The sequence below is a fragment of the Paenibacillus sp. ov031 genome (genome assembly GCF_900143165.1).
In the GTDB taxonomy this organism is placed as follows: Bacteria; Bacillota; Bacilli; order Paenibacillales; family Paenibacillaceae; genus Paenibacillus; species Paenibacillus marchantiae.
The window spans coordinates 1-20,335 of sequence record NZ_FRDO01000007.1; the positions used below are offsets into that span (position 1 = coordinate 1).

23 protein-coding genes, 1 pseudogene and 1 other annotated feature are annotated in these 20,335 nt (G+C 45.3%); of the genes and pseudogenes, 2 read left to right on the forward strand and 22 right to left on the reverse strand.

All coding sequences use genetic code 11. The features are described from left to right. The 18 genes from BUA17_RS23720 to BUA17_RS23805 form a co-directional block, all read right to left on the reverse strand. The coding region (locus tag BUA17_RS23720) for an IS3 family transposase (protein WP_072735211.1) at positions 1–266 on the reverse strand (266 nt) is incomplete at its 3' end. A 165-nt stretch (positions 267–431) separates the two neighbouring features. After that, on the reverse strand, positions 432–1,205 hold the full coding sequence (locus BUA17_RS23725; protein ID WP_083584849.1) for a hypothetical protein: 774 nt from the start codon (positions 1,203–1,205) through the stop codon (positions 432–434). A 35-nt stretch (positions 1,206–1,240) separates the two neighbouring features. Beyond that, the gene (locus BUA17_RS23730; RefSeq protein ID WP_063566759.1) at positions 1,241–1,594 is read right to left on the reverse strand and encodes a 2Fe-2S iron-sulfur cluster-binding protein; all 354 of its coding nucleotides are present in this window, start codon (positions 1,592–1,594) and stop codon (positions 1,241–1,243) included. Between the two features lie 16 nt (positions 1,595–1,610). Further along, positions 1,611–2,228, reverse strand: a complete 618-nt coding sequence (locus BUA17_RS23735; protein WP_063566758.1) for a hypothetical protein — start codon at positions 2,226–2,228, stop codon at positions 1,611–1,613. An 83-nt stretch (positions 2,229–2,311) separates the two neighbouring features. Then, complete coding sequence (locus tag BUA17_RS23740) at positions 2,312–2,491, reverse strand: DUF2768 family protein (protein WP_063566757.1); 180 nt, start codon at positions 2,489–2,491, stop codon at positions 2,312–2,314. A 169-nt stretch (positions 2,492–2,660) separates the two neighbouring features. Further along, complete coding sequence (locus BUA17_RS23745; RefSeq protein ID WP_024630680.1) at positions 2,661–2,936, reverse strand: stage VI sporulation protein F; 276 nt, start codon at positions 2,934–2,936, stop codon at positions 2,661–2,663. Between the two features lie 99 nt (positions 2,937–3,035). After that, on the reverse strand, positions 3,036–4,076 hold the full coding sequence (locus BUA17_RS23750; RefSeq protein ID WP_063566756.1) for an NAD(P)H-dependent glycerol-3-phosphate dehydrogenase: 1,041 nt from the start codon (positions 4,074–4,076) through the stop codon (positions 3,036–3,038). Further along, positions 4,069–4,692 carry a glycerol-3-phosphate 1-O-acyltransferase PlsY gene (gene plsY / locus BUA17_RS23755; protein WP_063566755.1) on the reverse strand — a complete coding sequence of 208 codons (624 nt, stop codon included), beginning with the start codon at positions 4,690–4,692 and terminating at the stop codon, positions 4,069–4,071. The genes BUA17_RS23750 and plsY overlap by 8 nt, the downstream gene beginning before the upstream one ends. Positions 4,693–4,703: 11 nt before the next feature. Then, the gene (der, locus tag BUA17_RS23760; RefSeq protein ID WP_063566754.1) at positions 4,704–6,026 is read right to left on the reverse strand and encodes a ribosome biogenesis GTPase Der; all 1,323 of its coding nucleotides are present in this window, start codon (positions 6,024–6,026) and stop codon (positions 4,704–4,706) included. A 184-nt stretch (positions 6,027–6,210) separates the two neighbouring features. Beyond that, a complete protein-coding gene (rpsA, locus tag BUA17_RS23765; protein WP_063566753.1) occupies positions 6,211–7,425 on the reverse strand; it encodes a 30S ribosomal protein S1 in 1,215 nt (404 codons plus the stop codon). A gap of 142 nt (positions 7,426–7,567) precedes the next feature. Then, entirely contained in the window at positions 7,568–8,155 is a 588-nt protein-coding gene (locus BUA17_RS23770) for a lysophospholipid acyltransferase family protein (protein WP_063566752.1), read from the reverse strand. Further along, entirely contained in the window at positions 8,152–8,856 is a 705-nt protein-coding gene (gene cmk / locus BUA17_RS23775; RefSeq protein WP_072735235.1) for a (d)CMP kinase, read from the reverse strand. Before cmk ends, BUA17_RS23770 begins: the two co-directional genes overlap by 4 nt. Positions 8,857–8,968: 112 nt before the next feature. Continuing rightward, positions 8,969–9,184 (reverse strand): hypothetical protein, encoded by a 216-nt coding sequence (locus BUA17_RS23780; protein WP_072735236.1) that lies wholly within the window; start codon positions 9,182–9,184, stop codon positions 8,969–8,971. A 69-nt stretch (positions 9,185–9,253) separates the two neighbouring features. Further along, positions 9,254–9,907, reverse strand: coding sequence for a flagellar brake protein (locus BUA17_RS23785; RefSeq protein ID WP_063566749.1), 654 nt, complete (start codon positions 9,905–9,907; stop codon positions 9,254–9,256). 154 nt (positions 9,908–10,061) lie between these two features. After that, entirely contained in the window at positions 10,062–11,408 is a 1,347-nt protein-coding gene (ypeB, locus tag BUA17_RS23790; protein WP_063566748.1) for a germination protein YpeB, read from the reverse strand. Between the two features lie 410 nt (positions 11,409–11,818). Then, entirely contained in the window at positions 11,819–12,514 is a 696-nt protein-coding gene (prsW, locus tag BUA17_RS23795; protein WP_063566747.1) for a glutamic-type intramembrane protease PrsW, read from the reverse strand. Positions 12,515–12,557: 43 nt separating this feature from the next. Beyond that, the gene (locus tag BUA17_RS23800; protein WP_063566746.1) at positions 12,558–13,172 is read right to left on the reverse strand and encodes a genetic competence negative regulator; all 615 of its coding nucleotides are present in this window, start codon (positions 13,170–13,172) and stop codon (positions 12,558–12,560) included. A 187-nt stretch (positions 13,173–13,359) separates the two neighbouring features. After that, complete coding sequence (locus BUA17_RS23805) at positions 13,360–13,716, reverse strand: hypothetical protein (protein ID WP_053780665.1); 357 nt, start codon at positions 13,714–13,716, stop codon at positions 13,360–13,362. 94 nt (positions 13,717–13,810) lie between these two features. Here BUA17_RS23805 and BUA17_RS23810 point away from each other — a divergent pair, with 94 nt between their 5' ends. Continuing rightward, the gene (locus BUA17_RS23810; RefSeq protein WP_072735237.1) at positions 13,811–14,746 is read left to right on the forward strand and encodes a polysaccharide deacetylase family protein; all 936 of its coding nucleotides are present in this window, start codon (positions 13,811–13,813) and stop codon (positions 14,744–14,746) included. A gap of 107 nt (positions 14,747–14,853) precedes the next feature. Here the strand turns inward: BUA17_RS23810 and BUA17_RS23815 are convergent, their stop codons facing one another. From BUA17_RS23815 to BUA17_RS23825, 3 genes are read right to left on the reverse strand one after another with little or no spacing between them, the layout of a single operon-like run. After that, on the reverse strand, positions 14,854–15,678 hold the full coding sequence (locus tag BUA17_RS23815; RefSeq protein ID WP_072735238.1) for a metallophosphoesterase: 825 nt from the start codon (positions 15,676–15,678) through the stop codon (positions 14,854–14,856). Next, on the reverse strand, positions 15,666–16,121 hold the full coding sequence (locus BUA17_RS23820; RefSeq protein WP_063566744.1) for a hypothetical protein: 456 nt from the start codon (positions 16,119–16,121) through the stop codon (positions 15,666–15,668). The genes BUA17_RS23815 and BUA17_RS23820 overlap by 13 nt, the downstream gene beginning before the upstream one ends. After that, the gene (locus tag BUA17_RS23825) at positions 16,118–16,711 is read right to left on the reverse strand and encodes a CPBP family intramembrane glutamic endopeptidase (protein ID WP_064636826.1); all 594 of its coding nucleotides are present in this window, start codon (positions 16,709–16,711) and stop codon (positions 16,118–16,120) included. Before BUA17_RS23825 ends, BUA17_RS23820 begins: the two co-directional genes overlap by 4 nt. A gap of 346 nt (positions 16,712–17,057) precedes the next feature. Further along, positions 17,058–17,288, forward strand: a binding site (T-box leader). A gap of 201 nt (positions 17,289–17,489) precedes the next feature. Here BUA17_RS23825 and serA point away from each other — a divergent pair. Next, entirely contained in the window at positions 17,490–19,085 is a 1,596-nt protein-coding gene (gene serA / locus BUA17_RS23830; protein WP_072735239.1) for a phosphoglycerate dehydrogenase, read from the forward strand. Positions 19,086–19,186: 101 nt separating this feature from the next. On the opposite strand, the pseudogene BUA17_RS31335 reads toward serA, so the two are convergent. Then, positions 19,187–20,335 (reverse strand): annotated as a pseudogene (locus BUA17_RS31335) (collagen-like protein); the annotation flags it as partial.

Below are 20,335 nucleotides of genomic sequence, written 5' to 3' on the forward strand. Positions count from 1 at the left end.
TTTAGATATTCTACCTGCGCTTTCAGATAAGCATTTTCTTCTTCTGCAGTGCTAAAATGTTTCTTCGTCCAACGTCCTCGATAATCCTCAAAACTCTCTCCATTATAGCTTTTCCGTACCCAAGTAATAATCTGGCTCTCACTCTTAATACCAAACTTCTCCATGATCCGACTGTATGTCCAACCTTCTTCCAATCGCAGACGAACAGCCTCTTTCTTCGTTTCTTCACTATATTGATTAAAGGTTTGGCCTTTTTTAGCTGGCATAGCAAAAATCCCCTCCGGTTTTCAGTGTTGAGTTCATTTTAACATGACCTCTTTTTTCACTGTCTACCTTGAGGGGATAATACCACCCGTGATGCGGAATATCTCTTTTTTTACCTTAAGGACAATCAATGGATTGCGTGCATTCGAATCGAATTAACCTCATTATTACTTTGTTGCAATCGGGGTGTTATTCTGCCAGGTATAGGCGACTGATTTTACAGGGACAAAGTAAGAATGCTCCAGCAAGAATTCACGCAAATCTTCCACTTTTGTTGGAGCATTATCTGACTTCTCTACAGCCTGCATAATGTCAAAAGCATAATCTACATAGACATTGCCCTCGTCATCCATCATGAAAGGCAGTTCCTGACCCGAATATACACTATTCAGTGTAACCGCTGGGGCACCAGCCTGTGCGGCTTGTTCCATATCTACAGCGTATAGCCCCGGATACAGTTCTTCCCCACTTGGCAGTTGATTGTTATGTACGGACTTGTACTGATTGACCATTCGTTGAACATCATTTACTTTCTGTACCGTTTGAAGATCCATGACTTTGACTGTCGGGTTCACTTCTTCATCCTGAATGAGAAAGTAAGCGCTCCCACCACTTTCAAACGCCGTGCCGGGTATTTCATCCAGATACCCCTGCTGTTTCAGCTTGGACAGATCAACTCTGAATTTTTCATATTTCGGTGTTTCCATATCTGCGTTGACCATGGGCAAAATCCCCTGATCCTGTTGGAATGCTTCTACCGCAGTTTGAATACGGCTTACGCTTTCCCTATAAGCTATTTTGGGATCGGGATTACTCTGGGATTGATACATACACCCCGTTGCTGTAAAAGCAAACAATAGGAATAAGAGTAGACAGGACATCTTCTGCAAATGACGCCTCTGCCTTCTTGGTTTCACGTTCTTCGTCATATTCACGTTCATCCGTATCCTCCTTGAATCGTTCCACTCAGGTATTCTTAGAACCAATCGTCCTCTTCCTGCTGCTGACGCTCCAACTGTTTACGAATCGCTGCCTTCAGAGGGTCCTCCGGAACATGAACCGTCACCGATCCCCGCACCTTCGCCTGACATGACAGTCGAGTGCCTGCATCCAGCAGTGAACCTAGTTTACGCTTCTCCGCATCTGTTGGTGGATGCAGCGCTGCTAGATGTTCCGAATCTACTTTCACCTTACACATCAGGCAGGCTGCCTTTCCATCACATCGCGTTGCTATTTTAACCCCTGCGCGGCGTGCAGCATTTAACAGCGTTACCCCTGGCTTTAGCCGAATCGTTTTATTTTGCGGTAAAAATGTAATATTGTAATCCATCATTCTTCCTCCTAACTTACTGAGGCCATTCGAAGCCAACAAGCTCTTCCACTTCTGCTCTGAATCGGCTTGTCCATATATTTTGCTTCCCCAATAAAGTCATTAGAGGTTGATGTGATTCAGGCATCTGCCGAATCTGCCTTGCAATGGGTTCGTAACGATCGGCACGGCCTCTCATTAGATTAAACAACAGCTCATGAGCAAGCGGCATTAGACGCAATGTGTAAGAACCTACTTTGGCTTCAGGTGCATACTCGGCCAATACATGCTCAATTTCAATGCGGTACCAACTCTTACGTGACCACACTTCGAAACCCCCAACCAGTTCCAAGGCACAAGTCCCTACCTGATAATGACTGAGTAGCGAGGCATAAGGTCCCGTCTTATCTACGACAGGCTCGTCCAGTACCATTCCAGGCGCAGATTTATGCAGCAACTTCGCGGCGGTGATATCAGCGTAAATATCAATATCTCTGGGAGCCTGCTGTAATTCCACCTGCTGGAGCAACAACCCACAGCTTCCCCCAAGCAGCCACGTATAAGGCTCTGCATCCCAAGCTTTCGCCGTTTCCAGCAAAGCCGCGTGTAATTCCGGATAGCGCTCTGTCCGATCCTCCGTTTCATGCGACCTCATCGGCTCACCTTCCCTTCATCCGTTTTCGTTGTGTCAGTTCTTATGATGTGTTTATGCGGATGTTATCTCTCAGGCGAGAAAGATCAGGTCAGAGAAGCTATTCCGCCGAAAAGGCCAATCAGCATAATGAGAAAAGCGATTAAAGAAAGAATGCCCCGTACAACGCCTTTCGTTTTGGAGCGAGCAAACGTAATTAGGAATACAGATAGTCCCATAATGAGGATTGCGACCAATGAAAGCCACATCTTGTCCATCGCGTTCATAATCCAGAGTTCTCCCCTTCAGTCCGTAATTCATCACTGACACTGTGACAATTGCAACTATTATAACACGAAACATTGCTCAGCTTTCCAAAAAAAAGACAAAAAGCAAGCCGGCAAATGCCGACTTGTCTTTTGTCTTGCTCGATCGCCTGCATGCAGGCGCGATCTATTATTTTTTCATCATCATTTTCATTAATGATTCCATACTGTTTGGGTTTAATCCGCTTTTTTTGACGGCACTCACGATATCCTGAACTGTATCCTCAGATACCGGCACTTTTGCCATGGCGGATACTTGCTTGATCAGTTGGCGCAACTGAGCTTCATTCTGCATGGTGGACGGTTTTACTGTACTCGCCAATTTCTTGACGGCACCTTCCGTAATCGATTTCCCTGTTTTTTTGTTGATCGCTTTCAGCGCTTCCTTGGAAATGTTGTTAGCCATTCGTCTCCCCTCCTCCGGCAATACTCATGTGTATAATATGAGTGCACCGCAAAAAAGGTGAATAAGCTTCTCATTTCAGGAAAGCTGCCTACGCTACCATCAGGAATGCCACTGCTCCCAGGTTTCAAGCGTCATGACTTCCATTTCGGTCTTGGGATCACGTCCCATTAAAGCTTCAACCGCATCCCGCGGCTGTCTCTCCTGAAAAAGAACGTGATAAAGCTGATCTGCAATCGGCATTTGCACACCATATTTCTGAGAAATGAAGTGGGCGGCTTGTGTGGTCCGAATTCCTTCCACAACCATGCCCATGGAATTCAATACATCGTCCAGCTTCTGTCCTTTGCCCAGCAAGGAACCTGCTCTCCAGTTACGACTGTGCTGACTAGTCGCGGTCACGACCAAATCACCAATCCCTGCAAGTCCGGAGAACGTAAGCGGATTCGCCCCCATCTCCACACCGATGCGTGTGATCTCGGCCAGCCCGCGTGTTAGCAACGCTGCTTTGGCATTATCACCAAAGTTAAGCCCGTCTGACATACCTGCTCCCAGCGCAATAATATTTTTAAACGCTCCCGCCAATTCTACACCGATCATATCTCTATTCGTGTACACACGGAAATAAGCATTCATAAATAAACCTTGGGCGGCCTCGGCAGAAGCTTTATCCAGTGATGCCACAACAACCGTCGTTGGGCAACGCTTAACCACTTCTTCCGCATGGCTTGGACCAGAAAGTACAACGATATGTCCTTCTTCACATTCAAGTTCTTCCGAAATGACTGTGGACATGCGTTTTAGACTTTCTGTCTCAAATCCCTTGGTTGCATGAATGATTAACATTTCCGGTTTGTAATAGGCCTTAAGCTGATGAGCAACCGAACGCATCGCCGATGAAGGAGCAACAATTAACACAGCAGAAGCCCCTTCAACTGCCGTCGCCATATCCGTGGTTGCCTGAATACGAGGTGACAGCTCTGCATCGGGAAGGAAGCGTTGGTTTGTATGTTTATTATTGATTTCTGTGGCCTGGTCTTCACCACGTGTCCACATGATCACATCCAGTTGATTGGCAGCTAATACACTGGCAAGTGCAGTACCCCAACTGCCCGCAACCAGAACAGCAACTTTTTTAGACAACGCGTTTTCCCCCTCCAGGGCTTTTCGATCCCAATTTATTTTCCTGTCCTTTGGCGAGCTTCGCAATATTGGTACGATGTCTCCAGAACGCAAACAGACAAATAATCAGACTTCCCCAGAAGATACTCATCGAATATCCGGGTAACACAAGGATGAAGAGCGGTGTCAAAGCTACAAAAATAAGGGAACCCAATGAAACATATCGTGTCAATACGATGGACAGGATGGCAAATACACCGGCGCATAGCGCAGGAATAAGTGCAAGAGTTACGAGCACACCGATCGCTGTCGCAATTCCTTTTCCTCCGCGAAAACGGAAGTACAGCGGCCAGTTATGTCCTGCAATGGCAGCTATACCACTGAGTGCAGGAATCCAATCGGAACCATTGCTGAACCAAACCCCAATCCAAACGGCCGCAATACCTTTGAGTACATCCAACAGCAGTACCAGAATTGCCGGTCCTTTACCCAATATCCGCAAAGTATTGGTAGCCCCTGCATTTCCGCTTCCGTGTTGACGGATATCGATCCCCCGTAGTGCTTTTGCAAGGAGGACACTAAAGCTGATTGAACCGAGCAGATAGCTCAGTACAATCGCTGCGATTTGTAAAATCACAAACTTCTCCCCTAACCTTCGTCGGACTTCCTCCGAGTAAATATGCGAATTGGCGTCCCTTCAAAATCAAACGCTGCACGAATTTTATTCTCCAGGTAACGTTCGTAAGAAAAGTGCATCAATTCAGGATCGTTCACAAAAATAACCATGGTCGGAGGTTTAACTGCAACCTGAGTCACATAGTTGATTCTCATTCTGCGTCCTTTATCTGTTGGTGGCGGATTAATAGCCACTGCATCAGATACTACATCGTTAAGCAGATGCGTCTGAACACGCATAGTATGCTGCTGTGCTACACGTTGCACAACAGGCAACAATTTTTGTAAGCGTTGTTTTGTCTTGGCTGACAAAAATACAACCGGAGCGTAAGTCATAAACAGGAAATGATCCCGAATTTTTTTCTCAAACTCATTCATTGTTTTATCAGACTTCTCTACAACGTCCCATTTGTTCACAACAAACATGGAAGCTTTACCTGCTTCGAATGCATAACCTGCAATATGCTTGTCCTGCTCAATAATGCCTTCTTCGCCATTAATTACAATCAGAACAACATCTGCACGCTCAATGGCACGCATCGCACGCATTACGCTGTATTTCTCCGTGGTTTCATAGACTTTACCACGTTTACGCATACCTGCTGTATCAATCAGCACATAGCGCTGACCGTCTTTTTCAAACGGTGTATCGATTGCATCCCGCGTCGTACCAGCAACATCACTGACAATAACACGTTCCTCGCCCAAAATGGCATTCACCAATGAAGATTTACCCACGTTAGGACGTCCGATCAGAGCTACACGAATGACATCGTCATCGTAAGTCTCTTCCTCAAGTTCAGGCAATTTCTCTACGATGGCATCGAGCAAATCACCTACACCTGTACCATGACTTCCCGATACTCCGATTGGATCACCAAATCCAAATCCATAAAACTCATAAATGAGCTCACTGCGCCCGATATTATCCACTTTGTTAACGGCTACAACGATAGGCTTACCTGAGCGGTACAACATCTCTGCGACTTCTTCATCAGATTGCGTAATCCCTGCTTTTGCATCACACATGAATACAATAACATCCGCTTCTTCAATGGCGAGCTCTGCCTGCATCCGGATTGATTTTAAAATGACGTCCTCGCCGTCGATTTCGATACCACCTGTATCGATAATGCTAAATGGTTTACCGTTCCATTCGCCGATTCCGTAGATACGGTCACGGGTAATGCCCGGCTTGTCTTCCACAATGGCCAATCTGTCGCCGATGATCCGATTAAAAATGGTGGATTTGCCCACATTCGGTCGCCCGACAATTGCCACAACGGGTCTTGCCATACATTCCACTCCTCCTGTCCATACTTACGATACTCATCATAGCAAAAAACGCCTGTCTTGGCTAACGTTTCATGCCGTTATACTCGCAATAAAAACAATCGGCGAACCCGCTGGGGCTCGCCGATCTTGCTTTTATTGTTCAGCAAAATATGCAGTATATAACTAAGAACCATGCATTTATAACTTATTTGAATTTGCTGAGTTTGTCACCGAAGCGCTCGCCGAGCGTGATGCTCAGACCTTGATTGCTCAAGGAAACGTTCGGGTTGTTGATTTCTTCACGTGGAGCATTGTTTCTTGCAGGTCTTTCTGATTTTGGCGCTTGAGCAGGAGCTTCTTCAGTTTCCTTGATGCTCAGGCTTACACGTTGCTCAGAAGGATTCATGTCCAAGATTTTAACTTGAACTTCTTGTCCTTCTTTCAATACTTCGTGCGGAGTGCCAATATGTTTGTGGGAGATTTGCGAAATATGCACAAGTCCCTCAACACCAGGAGCGATTTCAACAAAAGCACCGAAGTCAACCAGACGTTTTACAACACCTGTTACGATATCGCTAGAGTTGAATTTGTCGCCAGCTGTTTCCCAAGGACCTGGTTGAACAGCTTTCATGCTCAGGCTGATTTTACCTTTTTCAGGATCAACTTTCAGCACTTTTACGTTTACTTTATCGCCTTCAGACAGAACGTCCGATGGTTTGTCAACGTGTGTCCAAGCGAGCTCAGATACGTGAACCAATCCGTCTACTCCGCCTACATCAACGAAAGCACCGAATTGAGTCAAGCGTTGTACCGTACCTTCGATCACTTGACCTTCTTGCAAACCAGCCATAACAGTAGCTTTGTTTGCTTCGAATTCTTGCTCCAGTACGTCTTTTTGGGAAAGGATCACTTTGTTGTTCTCACGGTCGATCTCTTTCACTTTAACACGCAATGTGCGTCCTTTGTAATCGCTGAAATCTTCAACGAAATGGCGCTCTACCATGGAAGCAGGGATAAATCCGCGAACGCCCACGTCTGCTACCAGACCGCCTTTAACAACGTCACCTACAACAACTTCGAATACGTCTTGGTCTTCAAAATGCTTTTGCAATTGATCCCAAGCGTTTTCGCTGTCGATTGCACGTTTGGACAAAACGAGTTTTTCTTTCTCGTCGTCGATGCTAAGTACTTTAGCTTCAACTTCTTGTCCAACTTCAACTGCATCAGACGCGCTGTCTACGTGTAGGGAAGACAGTTCACGAATTGGAATTACACCGTCATATTTATATCCAATGCTCACATAGGCTTGGTTATCTTCCAATTTGACGATGGTTCCTTTTACGGTATCTCCTTTTTTCAAGGAAACGAATTGATCCAACTCATCTTGGGTTGCTTCTTGATTTTTCATTTCTTCCGACATGTCAAATACCCTCCTCAATTCAAAAACCCCATTATATTCAAACCTGCCTGTAGCAGAGTTCAAAACACTTTCATCGCTGAATGAGCATCCTTAGCTTCCCTCAAAAATATGGAAACATGCACTCAGCAGTCTGACGATGCCGTTATTTGCTCGGCACGCCTGTTTGCACCATTTCGTTAATTTTGGACATAATCTTCTCCGTCGCTCTTTCCAGCGCATCGCCGGAAGGATCTTCCTTGAACTCGTCCAAATTCACTGGTGCTCCATAAACTACTTTCATCTTACGAAAAACCTTGTAGTTACCGATAATAGCAGTAGGAATAACTGTAGCACCACTTCGGAGAGCGAAGCTCGCTGCCCCTTTTTTGCCGATGCCTCCATCATTGTGTCGGCTTCCCGAAGGGAAAATGCCAAGCACTTCACCACCACGCAAAATGTTGAGTGAGGTCTTGATGGATTCCTTGCTGACGCCTCCACGTTTAACAGGGAAAGCGCCTACGGCTTTGATAATTCGGCCAAACACCGGAATATCAAACAATTCGCTTTTGGCCATGAAGCGCACCTGACGACGAATCTTGATACCAACCGTTGGAGGATCAAAGTTACTGATATGATTGGAACATAAAAGTACGCCGCCTTCTTTCGGGATGTTCTCCCGTCCAACTGCCTCTAGGCGGAAAAGAATGGTGTAAATGATCCGCAGTAATGTGCTGCAAAATGTGTAAATCATAGACCGATCTCTCCTCTGACCATTGTGCAATAAGACACGATTTTGTCAACCACTTCATCGATGCTCATCTCGGTTGTATCGAGCACTGTAGCGTCCTCAGCACAACGAAGCGGGGATATTTCCCGACTTTCATCCAATTTGTCACGGGTGGCAATGTCTCGCTCAAGTTGCTGCAACGTCAGTCCTTCTGAGGGGTCCAGTTCTTTGAAGCGGCGAAGTGCACGCTCTTCCACACTGGCAGTCATGAAGATTTTCACTTCCGCGTCGGGCAATACTGTCGTTCCGATATCGCGTCCATCCATGACGACGCCCTTGCGCAAAGCCATTTGCCGCTGTGTATCCACCAATTGCGTACGCAGCCCCTCGATTTGCGCATATCGGGACACGATTCCCGTCACTTCACGGGAGCGGATTTCCGAGGTTACATCTTCCCCATTACAGAACACTTTCTGTCCGTCGGGATCCGGTTGTAAATCAATGACCAGCTTTTGGGTTTCCTGAAGCACCTCTGGCACATCTTCCGGTGAAATACCTTTTCGAAGCATATGCAAGGTTACCGCACGGTACATCGCGCCAGTATCGACGTATATATACGCGAGCGCCTCTGCAACCAATCGGGCCACCGTGCTTTTCCCGGCACCGGCAGGTCCGTCAATTGCAACGTTCATCTTCCCGTTCTCTGATGTGTTCTGGCTTGCCAACGGGGCATTCCTCCTCAAACGATAAGCCTCAATAAAAAAACAGGCATTGCCTGCATCGTCAAAATTATACCACACTATACACATGGATGCAAAAACAGACAAATCAGTGATGCTATTGTTCGTGTACCGTTTGCATCTGAATTGGTGTTCCTTCCAGCCGATCAATGGAGGTCATATTCTTTTTCATATCAGGCACAAGAAGTAATAACTGATAGATCACAAGCAGAACAAGAAGAGCTGTAATCAGCATCAAAGCCCTTCTTTCCATTCGCTTGGATAAAACATAATATAGGCGCTCGTATCTGCGGGATGCATGGCGATTGTTCACAAGCTGAACCTCCGTTTTTCCATTACAGTGCCCACCACTGTCCCTTTCTATCCCAGACAATCACCATCTTTATTTCGTTCGATAATCCAATTGCCGTTCAAAACAAAACTTGATGATCTTTTGTCGTTCCGAATCTGTAATCTGCACAAACTTTAACATGCATAGCTGTCTGCCTGTTTCCAGTGTTTTGATCCGTACCACTTCAGCTTCAAAGTTCGCATGTTCAATCGCTGCATTCCGATAAGGAATAAGCAACCAGCATTTCAGCTTTTGCCCTTCCGCAATAGCAAAACTGGGTTCCCCATAAATGGACAATCCCCCGCCGCCAATATCTTCAGTCAAGCCCACGGCTCGGGTAAGATCTTCACCCTGAATAGCCATTTCAAGATTTGCATGAACACGCAGAAAACTGCGACGCTGGATTTTGGTGATGTCGTCCGGCAAGGGCTTGCGAATTCGTACAAGCCGAACTACATCTTCTTCAAATCCAGTCACATACGTGTTGAAATAATGACGAACCCCGTCTTCCGTAATATAAGAAATGGACAATTCCTCACCAAAAAACAACCTTTTCAACCGACTGCTTCCCTGTTGCATCGGGACTTCGATCAGAAAACTGTTTTCATCCACATCCGCTATGCGTGATTTATATTCTTTGCTTTCCTCTTTTTCATCTGCAGAGGCAATCTGGATGTATAAAACTTCATTTATTTTGGGAAACAAGCTGTTCACCGCCACCTTAGCTTTTTATCTTCGTATCGTATGTACAAGGACTATTATACCATGACCTTTCTCATAGTGAACAACAAAAAACAGACCACCACGTGGTCTGCTCCGTAATCTATTTACACTTCAACAGGCTGCCGGCTTCTTAGTGTTATGTGGTCTCATTCACCGGTTTGATCTCCTCAACGGCTTCCTCCATACCTGTATCAGCGTTGATGTAAATTTTATATTTTGCACCATTGATGCGTCCACCGAATTCGTAACACAGAACTTCTTTGCTGTAATCATTCTTAATGAGTGATTTGCGAGCATAGCTCTCCTTGAATTCCGGATTCAGTTTTTTGCGGGCCTGTTCAACCGTGAGTGTGGCTTTTGGAATCTCCCGCTTTTTCTGATGCTCATATACAAAATCACTTGCCTGGAAGCCGGTAACATTCCCATTATCAAGGCCAACTCGAACAGACATTTTTTCTGGATAAATCAGTGTATCGCCTTGTTTGCGCACATAGGTCAGGTTACCGAGATTGCCAAACTCGTCATAATTGACTGCCTTCATATCTTTGTAACCCTTATTGGAAAGGAAATGATCTGCTTTTGACATAGCTTCTTTACGTGTTACTTTCTTCGTCCCGATTGGGCGAGTATCACTGTAAGAGATGAGCAGACCGCCATTACGTGTGAAGTCCATACTTAATTTACTGTCTTTGGACTGATCAATCGTGGCTGTATACGATTCCCAATCTGTACCTTTACCATTTTCCTGTATTTGAATCTTACCGTGTTCTGCATCGGAAAACTTTGCAGCTTTAGTTTGGATCTGCTCTTTGGTCATCGGTAAGCCATCCAGCTTCTTCACCGAACGTTTGGCATAAATGCTGGAGACTGAAGGACCCCAGTCAAGTTCAGGATACTCCTGTACCTTTTTGTTGACTGTCCGGAATCCATCCACGATGGTGTTGTCCATCGTTTGCTCTTCCGTTGCCATAGCCGACTCGGCATCCATCCAGCGTAAACGGTCAGAAATGACTTTCTGCTGTACATCCTGCAGATTTTTAGTGATCTCGGATGAATTCGCATACAGTTTTTTCAAGTTGCCCATTTCTTTTTCACTTAATGGTTCATTGGTCAGATCACGCATGGACGCCTGATAAGCAAAGTTGGAGATGCGGGAGAGAAACTCCTCCGTTTCACTGAAAGGCAGCATTGTAAGCGGCAATTGATTAATCTCATTCTGGGCTTCACTAGTGAGTCGCCATACGTTCATTAGACCTTTGCGATGCATCCCTTGGGACGTAGCATGGACTGCCAGCGTGTTCCCAATCTCCGAGTGCAATTTGTCCATATGAAAAGATAAATCGTGAAAAGCACGCTGATATTGATTCTCTGCCTTGATCAGAATGGCATTTTTCTCCTGGTTCTCTTGGTAACCCCATACGAGAGCACCGATTAACAGAACTGCAAATATCGGAAACATAACTGAACTTAAACGTTTATACATCGGTAGAGTCTCCTTTCTTCTAAGCCACTACCTCTATTGTGGATCGAAGAAAGACCTCTTATGCATGCGATTTCCAGTCTGTCCAATGACGGGCTTATCACGCATGGTCTCAAACGTTCTATTTAATTCAATTGTACCCAGGTTGTGCCGCCATCTTCCTCAATTTCAAACTGATCTCGATTATCACACAAACACTGTTTAAAACCGGTCTCAATTCTTCCTCGTTCTTTCTTACCTCGCAGCGTAAAACGTTCTCCACATTGCTTGCATCTGATTTTAATTTTGATTCTCATCACGCTTATCCCCGTTTCTATTGGTCTTCCCCGGGAATTTTTATTTTATTGCAACAAAAAACACACCGGGGCATCAGGCGCAGGTTGCGCTCCATGTCCACCAGTGTGTCCGTATTTTTATAATTTAATCTCTTCCTCACGCTTCACAAAACGAAAAGGAGAACGATTGTTGGCCCTTGTAATCTTGCCCATCGCACCGTACCATAATCCCGCCATCAATGGCGCAATGAACCATAACCAATGATTCACCATGGTATTCATAATGACATCATAAAGCGCATGCCAGAAGAATGGTAAAACCAGTGAGAGCATAAGAAACCAACGTTTTTTCTTGCCATCCGAGAATTTGGCCCGCCCCATGTAATAACCCATAATTACTGCAAACATGGCGTGACCCGATACAGGAAGCAATGCACGAATGAACATAGCTGAGACGGAAGCATTCCCCGCAAAGGCATACAACACATTCTCAACTGTAGCAAATCCGAGTGAAACAGCAACGGAGTATAGAATCCCATCATAAGGCTCGTCAAATTCGGTATGGTTATAAATAATATGGTAAATCACAAACCATTTGACGAACTCTTCAACCCCACCTGAAATCAGGATGGATTCAACATAAGGATTATCTCCAAGCCAGATCATCATGCCACGCTGAATAATCATCACAGGCAGTACCATCAGAATCCCCATGAGAAAGACTCGAAATACCATGTGAAGAGGTTCAGAGTCATAACGGTCTTTCAGATAAAAGTATGTTAACAAGGCGAGACCCGGAGCTACTGCTGCCGCTAGAACCGAAAACAAAAGCACCGAAATTCCCTCCTCTGACTAAAGACGCGATTACAACTAGAGCTTACTCCTGACGCTTGAAGTGGGTGCAAATAACCTCAACCGCTTGTTCAGGCATAACAACCTTTCCGTACTCTTCCATGACGGCAGGGGTAACGGAAGATCCTTCACCGAATTCAGCAAGCAATGCAATCAATGCTGCATGTTTGGTCGAATCCAAGTCATCCGGTTCAAAATGCAAAAACCATTTGTCTTTATAGGAATAAAGTCTTCCAGCATCCGTTACGTGCTGATGCAACATATGTGCAGCCTCAATCAGCACTTCAAAATCTTTGAATGCATAGACGATGGAATCGCTTTGCTCAAGTGTAACTTCCATCTCATATACTTCTTCAGGCAAATCATCCTCATTACCTGAACCATATTGTTGCGGATCATATTTCCCCCGGGTGACAATGACAACCATCCCTTGAGCGGGAAGTGCGAATACTTCGACAGCAAGTGGACCTGTAGCATCAAATCCAAGTTCGGAATAGGCCTGGTCCATCATTTCAGTGAACAGTTCATGAACTTTAGGTATTTCCTGCCACATATCATCTTTTTGTATTCCGCGCTCGCTCAGATCGTCAAAGGTCAGGAAAATCCGTATCTTATCGTGACTTAATCGTTCTATTTTCATACAGGATCTCCCCTTTATAAGCAAGTCTTATAACAGATTATGAAGCACAAAACAATATGTGCTGAAAATAAATCTATGTAGTTATGTTATCATTTTATACCTGCAAATGCACGAAGTAAAATCGACAAAAAAAGAATCATTCCACATCAAAACAGGACTGTGGATGATTCTAATGGGAGGTTTGTGTTTATAAACCCGGTACTGTTGTGTTTGTTTGAGTTAAAATTTGCTCAACTTCATGTTTAACATCCGGATTGGTGCGAATAAAATCTTTGAGCATGTTCATGTTCTCTTCTTTTTCCTGCGGAGTGATCGGCTTTGCACTTTTTTTATGCGTGCTTTTGTGGGAATCTCCGCTCTGTTCGTTTGGCTTGGAGCTGAATCCGTCCATGCCTGGGAACGTCATCTCCATCATTTTGTGTTTGGCCTGATTCATCATGTTGCGGGATGAACCGGAAGACAGCATTGACATTTTACCTTTGGACAGCCAAGAACTGGCTGCTACGCCAATTACAACACCCCAGAAAAAGGATGACGCCTTCATTACACCAACCTCCTTTTAATGTTAAAATCACAACTAGTGTTTGCGGGAGTGCCTCATCTCATTCCGCATAAATACAGGAAAGCGAGTTGAAAGCATGATTAGACACACCACTGCCTTAATTATGATCGCATGCATGCTGTTGTCAGCTTGTGGAACCAAGGTCGAAACAACACCTGAATCCACGAAGTCCAGCAATGAATCGGATACTTCAACGCTGGAACAGCAGAACGAGCCAACTTCCACTGGGACAAGCGAAAAGCAAACCACGGATTCTCCGTCCTCAACAGACTCGAATTCGGATCAAGAATCACCAAGTGATTACGAAACATCTTCGACAGAAAAAGAAGAAACTGATAACGCCCTCGGTACACAAGCAGCCGAAGTTAATATTGAAAAAACGTATCATATGAACGCCAATTACTACATCAAACCCAACGATAAAACGAACGAAAGCAAGGTTGTACTGTTAACATTTGATGATGGGCCCAAAGAAGAAAAAATGATAAACAGATTAATTGACACCTTAGATAAACATGACGCGAAAGCGATATTTTTTGTTAACGGATACCGAGTGAAAAGTCATCCCGAGTTGCTCGAGATCATCCATGAACGTGGACAGGTAATAGGAAATCATGCGTGGGATCATGAGGATCTGAAAAAAATGTCCACTACGGCAGCAGCCAAACAAGTCACCGATGTGCAAAAGATTGTGAAAGAAACGATTGGCGTGGAACCCCAGTTCTTCCGTCCGCCGTTCGGTTCTGGAAATGATGCATTAAAGGCCACAGTCAAGAAAAACGGCATGTTATATATGACATGGTCCAATGGCTCATTGGATTGGGATAAGAGTACCAAAAACAAACCGGATAAAGTCATCCAGAATGTGCTGGATCAATTAAATCCTGGCAGTAATATTTTGATGCATGAGTTGCCATGGACAGTTGAAGCGTTGGATGAGTTGTTAACCAAACTTGAACAGAAAGGTTACACTTTTGTCGATCCTCGCTCGATTGAACTGGAAGCCCGCTGAGCTTCGATTATTTGCCCGGCATTCGGCTTAATATCAATAATTGATGAGTTGGAATTGACATGAAGGAACTTACAAAGTTATAACAAACAGCCTTGGTCCTATGCGGATCAAGGCTGTTTGTTTGAGAGCATTCGCAAAGTAATGATATGCATTTCTGCGGGACAACAAAGTCTGAACGGCAAATGATTTGTTCCGTATCCTTTGCTAACCAGCATTTTACCTTCTTGCTCGGTATCATTACCATCCTTTTTCAAAGAGAACCACCCGCTAGACACAGAGCGGTACGCTTTGTTAAGAAAGACGGGGCCAAAGACCGGAAATACTAATTGTCCACCGTGAGTGTGACCACTCAATATCAGATCAACAGGTCCATTCAAGTGAAGAGCCTCTAGGGGATCGTGCACGATGGCAATCTTGCATTCTTTGGAGTCCAATTCTGCAAGCAGCGAATCCCCTCGCTGTGAACGATAATCAACTCCGACCAGACACAGTTTGCTTCTGCCTTTACGAAGGTAAGTGGTAGAATCCTGTAAGAGTTGAACGGCCGTATCTCGGAATATACGTTCGAGATGCACAGTTCCTGCTCTTTTATCATGGTTCCCATAGACTGTAAAAACAGGGGCAATATAAGATAACAAGCTCATATTATGTCTGACGATGGGCCATGAAATTCCTTTTTCCGCCACATCTCCCCCAATAATAACCCAGTCCACCTGATTGCGAAGATGTTCCAGATCATTCTTTTTCAGCTTGCGTTTATGGATATCAGATAAATACAGGATTTTGCTGCCATCAAAAGAAGAGGGCAAATTCGGAACTTCAACCTCTTCTGAAACGATGTGATGAAGATGCGCCTCACGCCACATATGAACCAGCAAAGCAATCCCAGCCAAAATAACGGCAACGAACCAGGCCAGTATTACCATGGCCATGGAAGGAAAGTATCCAAAGAAGGCGCTCCTTTTATCCCCCACCAAACCAGACTGATTGTGAGCAAAACAAATATAAATATGAGCGAGTTAACAAATCGCTTACTGAGACGTAAACGGCGAGATGGATGAAGCTCAGTTCGCGTAGGAAGTGTTCCCGCTTCGGAAACGGATTCTTCTTCTGATGGCTTTTCTGCTTTGTTGGCACGTGCTGGTGCCCGCCGGGGAAGTACCGGACTTTCCAGCGATGATGTATAAGACTTGCGTTGTGATCTTGGTATGGAGACCGAGGTAATGGGTGTGAGTCCTCCCACCTCTGAGGCAGCAGCTGGTTCAACAACCAGATTTACTTGAGAAGCTTCAGGCCGCTCAGATGTCTCTGTCTTATCCGAGTGACGATGGCGCTGACTGCCGTATGTCTTCATTCTACTTAATTGCTGATTCATGATCCCCTCCGAAAACGTATCGCTAATCCAGACACCAAATCAATAATAAAATGACATAGTATAGGCGCCCATAATGTGCCGGATTGCATATAAATCCAACCCAATCCATAGCTCGAAACAAATACCCAACCAGTTGGAATCCAATGCCGCAAATAGCGTATATGGATAACCGCAAATAAAATACTTGTCCAGTAAGGACCTAACGCATGTTGTATGGCTCCACGAAATAGCAATTCTTCACAAACAGCAACGATGGCTGCTATGCATACAATGTGCCAGATTGGACGCTTGCGGAACAGCATCTCGTTAATGCCGCCATCATCCATGCTTTCTTGAGGAATAACATAAGAAAGAACCAAGTCCATAACAAGCATAATGCCAGCAAGACCAAGCCCCCACCAAATAAACTGGTAACTATCAGGCCAAGCAAGTACATCAAAAAGATTTCTCTTCTGCAATAAAATCCATACAACCCCAATGATCAAAGTTAACCCTTGTGTAAAGTATAGATTGATCAGAAGCAAACGCTCGGTAAGTTGCTGTGGTTCAGCCTTCTGAATCTTGAACTTGGGAAACTTTAATTTTTTCATCGCCTGTGTCTGTCCTCTTGACTTATATTTGATGGATAACAAATTCGTTGTCCAATCGGATAGTATACTAAATGATAGCCAAAAAACCAAATAGGTTCAAGGCCTGCCCCAAGTCCCGGTTTTTCAGCGAAGCCATATCCATTGAATTAGTTCATTAATGTGTTAAAATCCGATTCACAAAACAGCTTGTAATCGAGCTATTTCGAGCGATCAAGGAAGTCAATTTTTTATATCTATACGCCTTCTCCTCCACTGAAGAAAATCACATTAGTAAATCGAATTAAAACATTTAAGCCTATTGACATGCTCATGTCAGCCATGATACATTATGAAAAAATTAGTCACGTTAAACACGATGATGGAAAAAAGACGTTGCTTTGTCTTACAGAGAGCCGATGGATGGTGTAAATCGGTGGCAGGCAGATGATCTTGAGCGCTCCTGAGTTATTGCATTGAAATTGGAGTAGGTGCAATCGGTTTAGACCCGTTATCCTCTTCGGTCTTCATTGACCGCTAAGACTGTCGTTGCGAAACGGCGGTGAATTAGGGTGGTACCACGACAACTCTCGTCCCTTATTGCGCAAGCAGTATGTGGATTGAGAGTTTTTTGATTTATTTTTAGAGTACAGACGTGGGAATCGCCCTATTTGCTACACCCTCCTCCTCTGCTGCGACACCGCGTTGTTGGAAGGAAGAGATTCAGTGGTTTTAAGGAATGCCTCTTTCGTGAGGTGAGACCTTGACGATATAGATACACATACCTAAGGAGGAAGAAACCATGTACAAAGTGTTAGTGTCGGACCCCATTAGTGATCTGGGAATCCAGCAACTGGTGGATGCAAATGATGTTGTAGTTGAGAAGAAAACAGGTCTTAGCGAAGATGAGCTTGTTGCAATTATCGGCAATTATGATGCCCTTCTAGTTCGAAGTCAGACCCGTGTAACGGATCGTATTATGACAGCAGGTACAAACCTTAAAGTCATCGGACGTGCTGGCGTAGGTGTAGATAACATTGATTTGGAAGCTGCTACCCAACGCGGTATCATTGTTATTAACGCCCCTGACGGTAACACGATTACGACATGTGAGCATACATTTGCCATGATGATGGCACTGGCACGACATATTCCTCAGGCATATGCCAAAACCATTCAAGGTACTTGGGATCGTAAAACCTTCCTGGGTGTGGAGTTAAGAAATAAAACGCTGGGTGTGCTCGGTATGGGACGGATCGGTAGCGAAGTAGCTAAACGTGCCAAAGCATTCGGAATGGATATTCTGGCTTACGACCCGTTCCTCACTCAAGATCGCGCAGAGAAACTTCAGGTTAAGCTGGCTAGTGTAGATGACATCATTCGTAATGCCGACTTCATGACCGTTCACACACCATTAACACCTGAGACACGCCATATGATCTCCCGTCCACAATTCGAAGTGATGAAAAAAGGTATGCGTATTATCAACTGTGCCCGTGGCGGAGTCGTTGATGAAATGGCACTTGTAGAAGCAATTGATGAAGGTATCGTTGCTGGTGCAGCATTCGACGTATTCGAGAGCGAACCACCGGCTGCTGATCACCCATTCCTGAATCATCCTTGCATTATTGTGACGCCTCATCTTGGTGCATCGACAGTAGAAGCACAAGAAAATGTAGCGATCGACGTATCCGAGCAAGTCCTGCATATTCTGCGCAATGAACCGTTCAAAAACGCAGTTAACATGCCTGCAGTAGCCCCAACTGTAATGAACAAACTGCAGCCGTACTTTAAACTGGGTGAAACACTGGGTAGCTTTGCAGCTCAGATCACTCAAAATGCGGTTCAGGAAATTCGAATCGACTACGCTGGAGATCTGTCGGAAGTGGATACTTCTCCTTTGACTCGTTACATTGTAAAAGGTATTCTGGCAAGACATTTAGGCGGAGAAGCCAATATTGTCAACTCCATGCATTTAGCTAAAGTGCGGGATCTCAACGTAGTGGTTAGCCAAACATCGGCCACTAAAGGATTTACAAATCTGATTACCGTCACACTCGTGACGACTCAGGATGCCGAGGAGCGTCGTGTTGCGGGCACACTGCTTGCAGGTTATGGAGAGCGGATCGTGCGTCTGGACAAATTCCCAGTGGATATCGCTCCAGAAAGTCACCAAATTCTGATTTCGCATAATGATAAACCGGGTATTATCGGACGTGTTGGAACTTTGCTTGGAGAGAACGAAGTTAACATCGCCTCCATGCAGGTCGGACGTAAAATCATTGGTGGGGCAGCTATCATGATTCTGACTGTAGATAAGGAAGTTCCAAAAGATGTGCTTGTACAGCTTGCAGCTCTTCAGGAAATCAATACAGCCGTTGAAATTGTATTGAATTAACTGACGGACTAATCAATTATAAGACAAAAAGAGGCGAACCTTTATCAGGTTCGTCTCTTTTTATAAACTCAAAATTCCTTTTGACTAGCGTAATTCATGCATTAAGCTAATTGAATAATGTTTAATGTAGCGCCTGGTGGAGAGAGGACAGCTGTACCAACAAGCCCAAATAATTGGAACTGGATTGTTGATCCAGCAGTTACCGTCACAATAAAGTCAGACTGCAACTGACTGAGGGAAAGTAATGGTGAAACTACACTCGCCGGAATTGCTGTTCCGTTAAGTAAAATACGGGATTGAATAGCAAGTGCAGCTGTAAGATTTATTTTGTAAGAGATATAGTAACGCCCTGCATTGGCAAGAGTGAAGGTGTCATTCGTTCCATTAATGGTTATGCCAGTGCCAATATTTTGGTTATTCGGCAGTGGAATTAGTGTTCCACCCAAAATAACAACGATGGTTCCACTTGTGTTCTCACCGTAAGCCGAGTTAGATGTTACAGAAGTTCCTGTGGCTCCGGTTGCACCCGTTGCACCTGTACCCCCGGTGACTCCTGTCACGCCTGTTGCTCCTGTGACGCTCACTCCTGTGGCACCCGTTGTTCCAGTAGCTCCAGTAACTCCTGTCGATCCTGTGCTTCCAGTTAAACTGGCTCCTGTTGCTCCGGTAGCTCCTGTTGCCCCGCTTGCTCCAGTAACTCCAGTTGCGCCCGTACCTCCGGTTACACTAACCCCTGTTGCCCCGGTAACCCCAGTTGTTCCGCTTGCTCCAGTAGTCCCTGTAATTCCCGTCACACCCGTGGCTCCGGTGATTCCAATTGCAACGCCCGTTGCACCCGTGATTCCGGTAGCTCCTGTTGATCCAGTGACACCGACTCCTGTGGCACCTGTTAATCCCGTCGCTCCGGTGACTCCCGTTATTCCGGTGGCCCCTGTTGCACCAGTGACTCCGATTCCTGTTGCACCCGTTACTCCAGTGAGACCGACTCCTGTGGCACCTGTTATTCCTGTAACCCCGGTGCTTCCAGTTATTCCCGTTGCTCCCGTTATTCCGGTGGCTCCCGTTATTCCGGTGGCTCCGGTGGCCCCTGTTGCACCAGTGACACTAACACCCGTGGCACCGGTGACGCCGGTAACCCCAGTGACTCCCGTTACACCCGTATCACCCGTATCACCTGTCGCTCCTGTACTTCCCGTTACACTGACACCCGTGGCTCCAGTTACACCCGCTGCTCCTGTATCGCCGGTAAC

What these genes read in the sequence shown, in the direction of transcription:
- BUA17_RS23725 (WP_083584849.1), bottom strand. Translation starts at nt 1,205, where the DNA reads ATGAACGTGAATATGACGAAGAACGTGAAACCAAGAAGGCAGAGGCGT.
- BUA17_RS23820 (WP_063566744.1), bottom strand. Translation starts at nt 16,121, where the DNA reads ATGAATCAGCAATTAAGTAGAATGAAGACATACGGCAGTCAGCGCCAT.
- der (WP_063566754.1), bottom strand. Translation starts at nt 6,026, where the DNA reads ATGGCAAGACCCGTTGTGGCAATTGTCGGGCGACCGAATGTGGGCAAA.
- BUA17_RS23770 (WP_063566752.1), bottom strand. Translation starts at nt 8,155, where the DNA reads ATGATTTACACATTTTGCAGCACATTACTGCGGATCATTTACACCATT.
- BUA17_RS23810 (WP_072735237.1), top strand. Translation starts at nt 13,811, where the DNA reads ATGATTAGACACACCACTGCCTTAATTATGATCGCATGCATGCTGTTG.
- BUA17_RS23730 (WP_063566759.1), bottom strand. Translation starts at nt 1,594, where the DNA reads ATGGATTACAATATTACATTTTTACCGCAAAATAAAACGATTCGGCTA.
- BUA17_RS23800 (WP_063566746.1), bottom strand. Translation starts at nt 13,172, where the DNA reads ATGAAAATAGAACGATTAAGTCACGATAAGATACGGATTTTCCTGACC.
- BUA17_RS23745 (WP_024630680.1), bottom strand. Translation starts at nt 2,936, where the DNA reads ATGGCTAACAACATTTCCAAGGAAGCGCTGAAAGCGATCAACAAAAAA.
- BUA17_RS23740 (WP_063566757.1), bottom strand. Translation starts at nt 2,491, where the DNA reads ATGAACGCGATGGACAAGATGTGGCTTTCATTGGTCGCAATCCTCATT.
- serA (WP_072735239.1), top strand. Translation starts at nt 17,490, where the DNA reads ATGTACAAAGTGTTAGTGTCGGACCCCATTAGTGATCTGGGAATCCAG.
- BUA17_RS23825 (WP_064636826.1), bottom strand. Translation starts at nt 16,711, where the DNA reads ATGAAAAAATTAAAGTTTCCCAAGTTCAAGATTCAGAAGGCTGAACCA.
- BUA17_RS23815 (WP_072735238.1), bottom strand. Translation starts at nt 15,678, where the DNA reads ATGGCCATGGTAATACTGGCCTGGTTCGTTGCCGTTATTTTGGCTGGG.
- rpsA (WP_063566753.1), bottom strand. Translation starts at nt 7,425, where the DNA reads ATGTCGGAAGAAATGAAAAATCAAGAAGCAACCCAAGATGAGTTGGAT.
- BUA17_RS23735 (WP_063566758.1), bottom strand. Translation starts at nt 2,228, where the DNA reads ATGAGGTCGCATGAAACGGAGGATCGGACAGAGCGCTATCCGGAATTA.
- ypeB (WP_063566748.1), bottom strand. Translation starts at nt 11,408, where the DNA reads ATGTATAAACGTTTAAGTTCAGTTATGTTTCCGATATTTGCAGTTCTG.
- BUA17_RS23805 (WP_053780665.1), bottom strand. Translation starts at nt 13,716, where the DNA reads ATGAAGGCGTCATCCTTTTTCTGGGGTGTTGTAATTGGCGTAGCAGCC.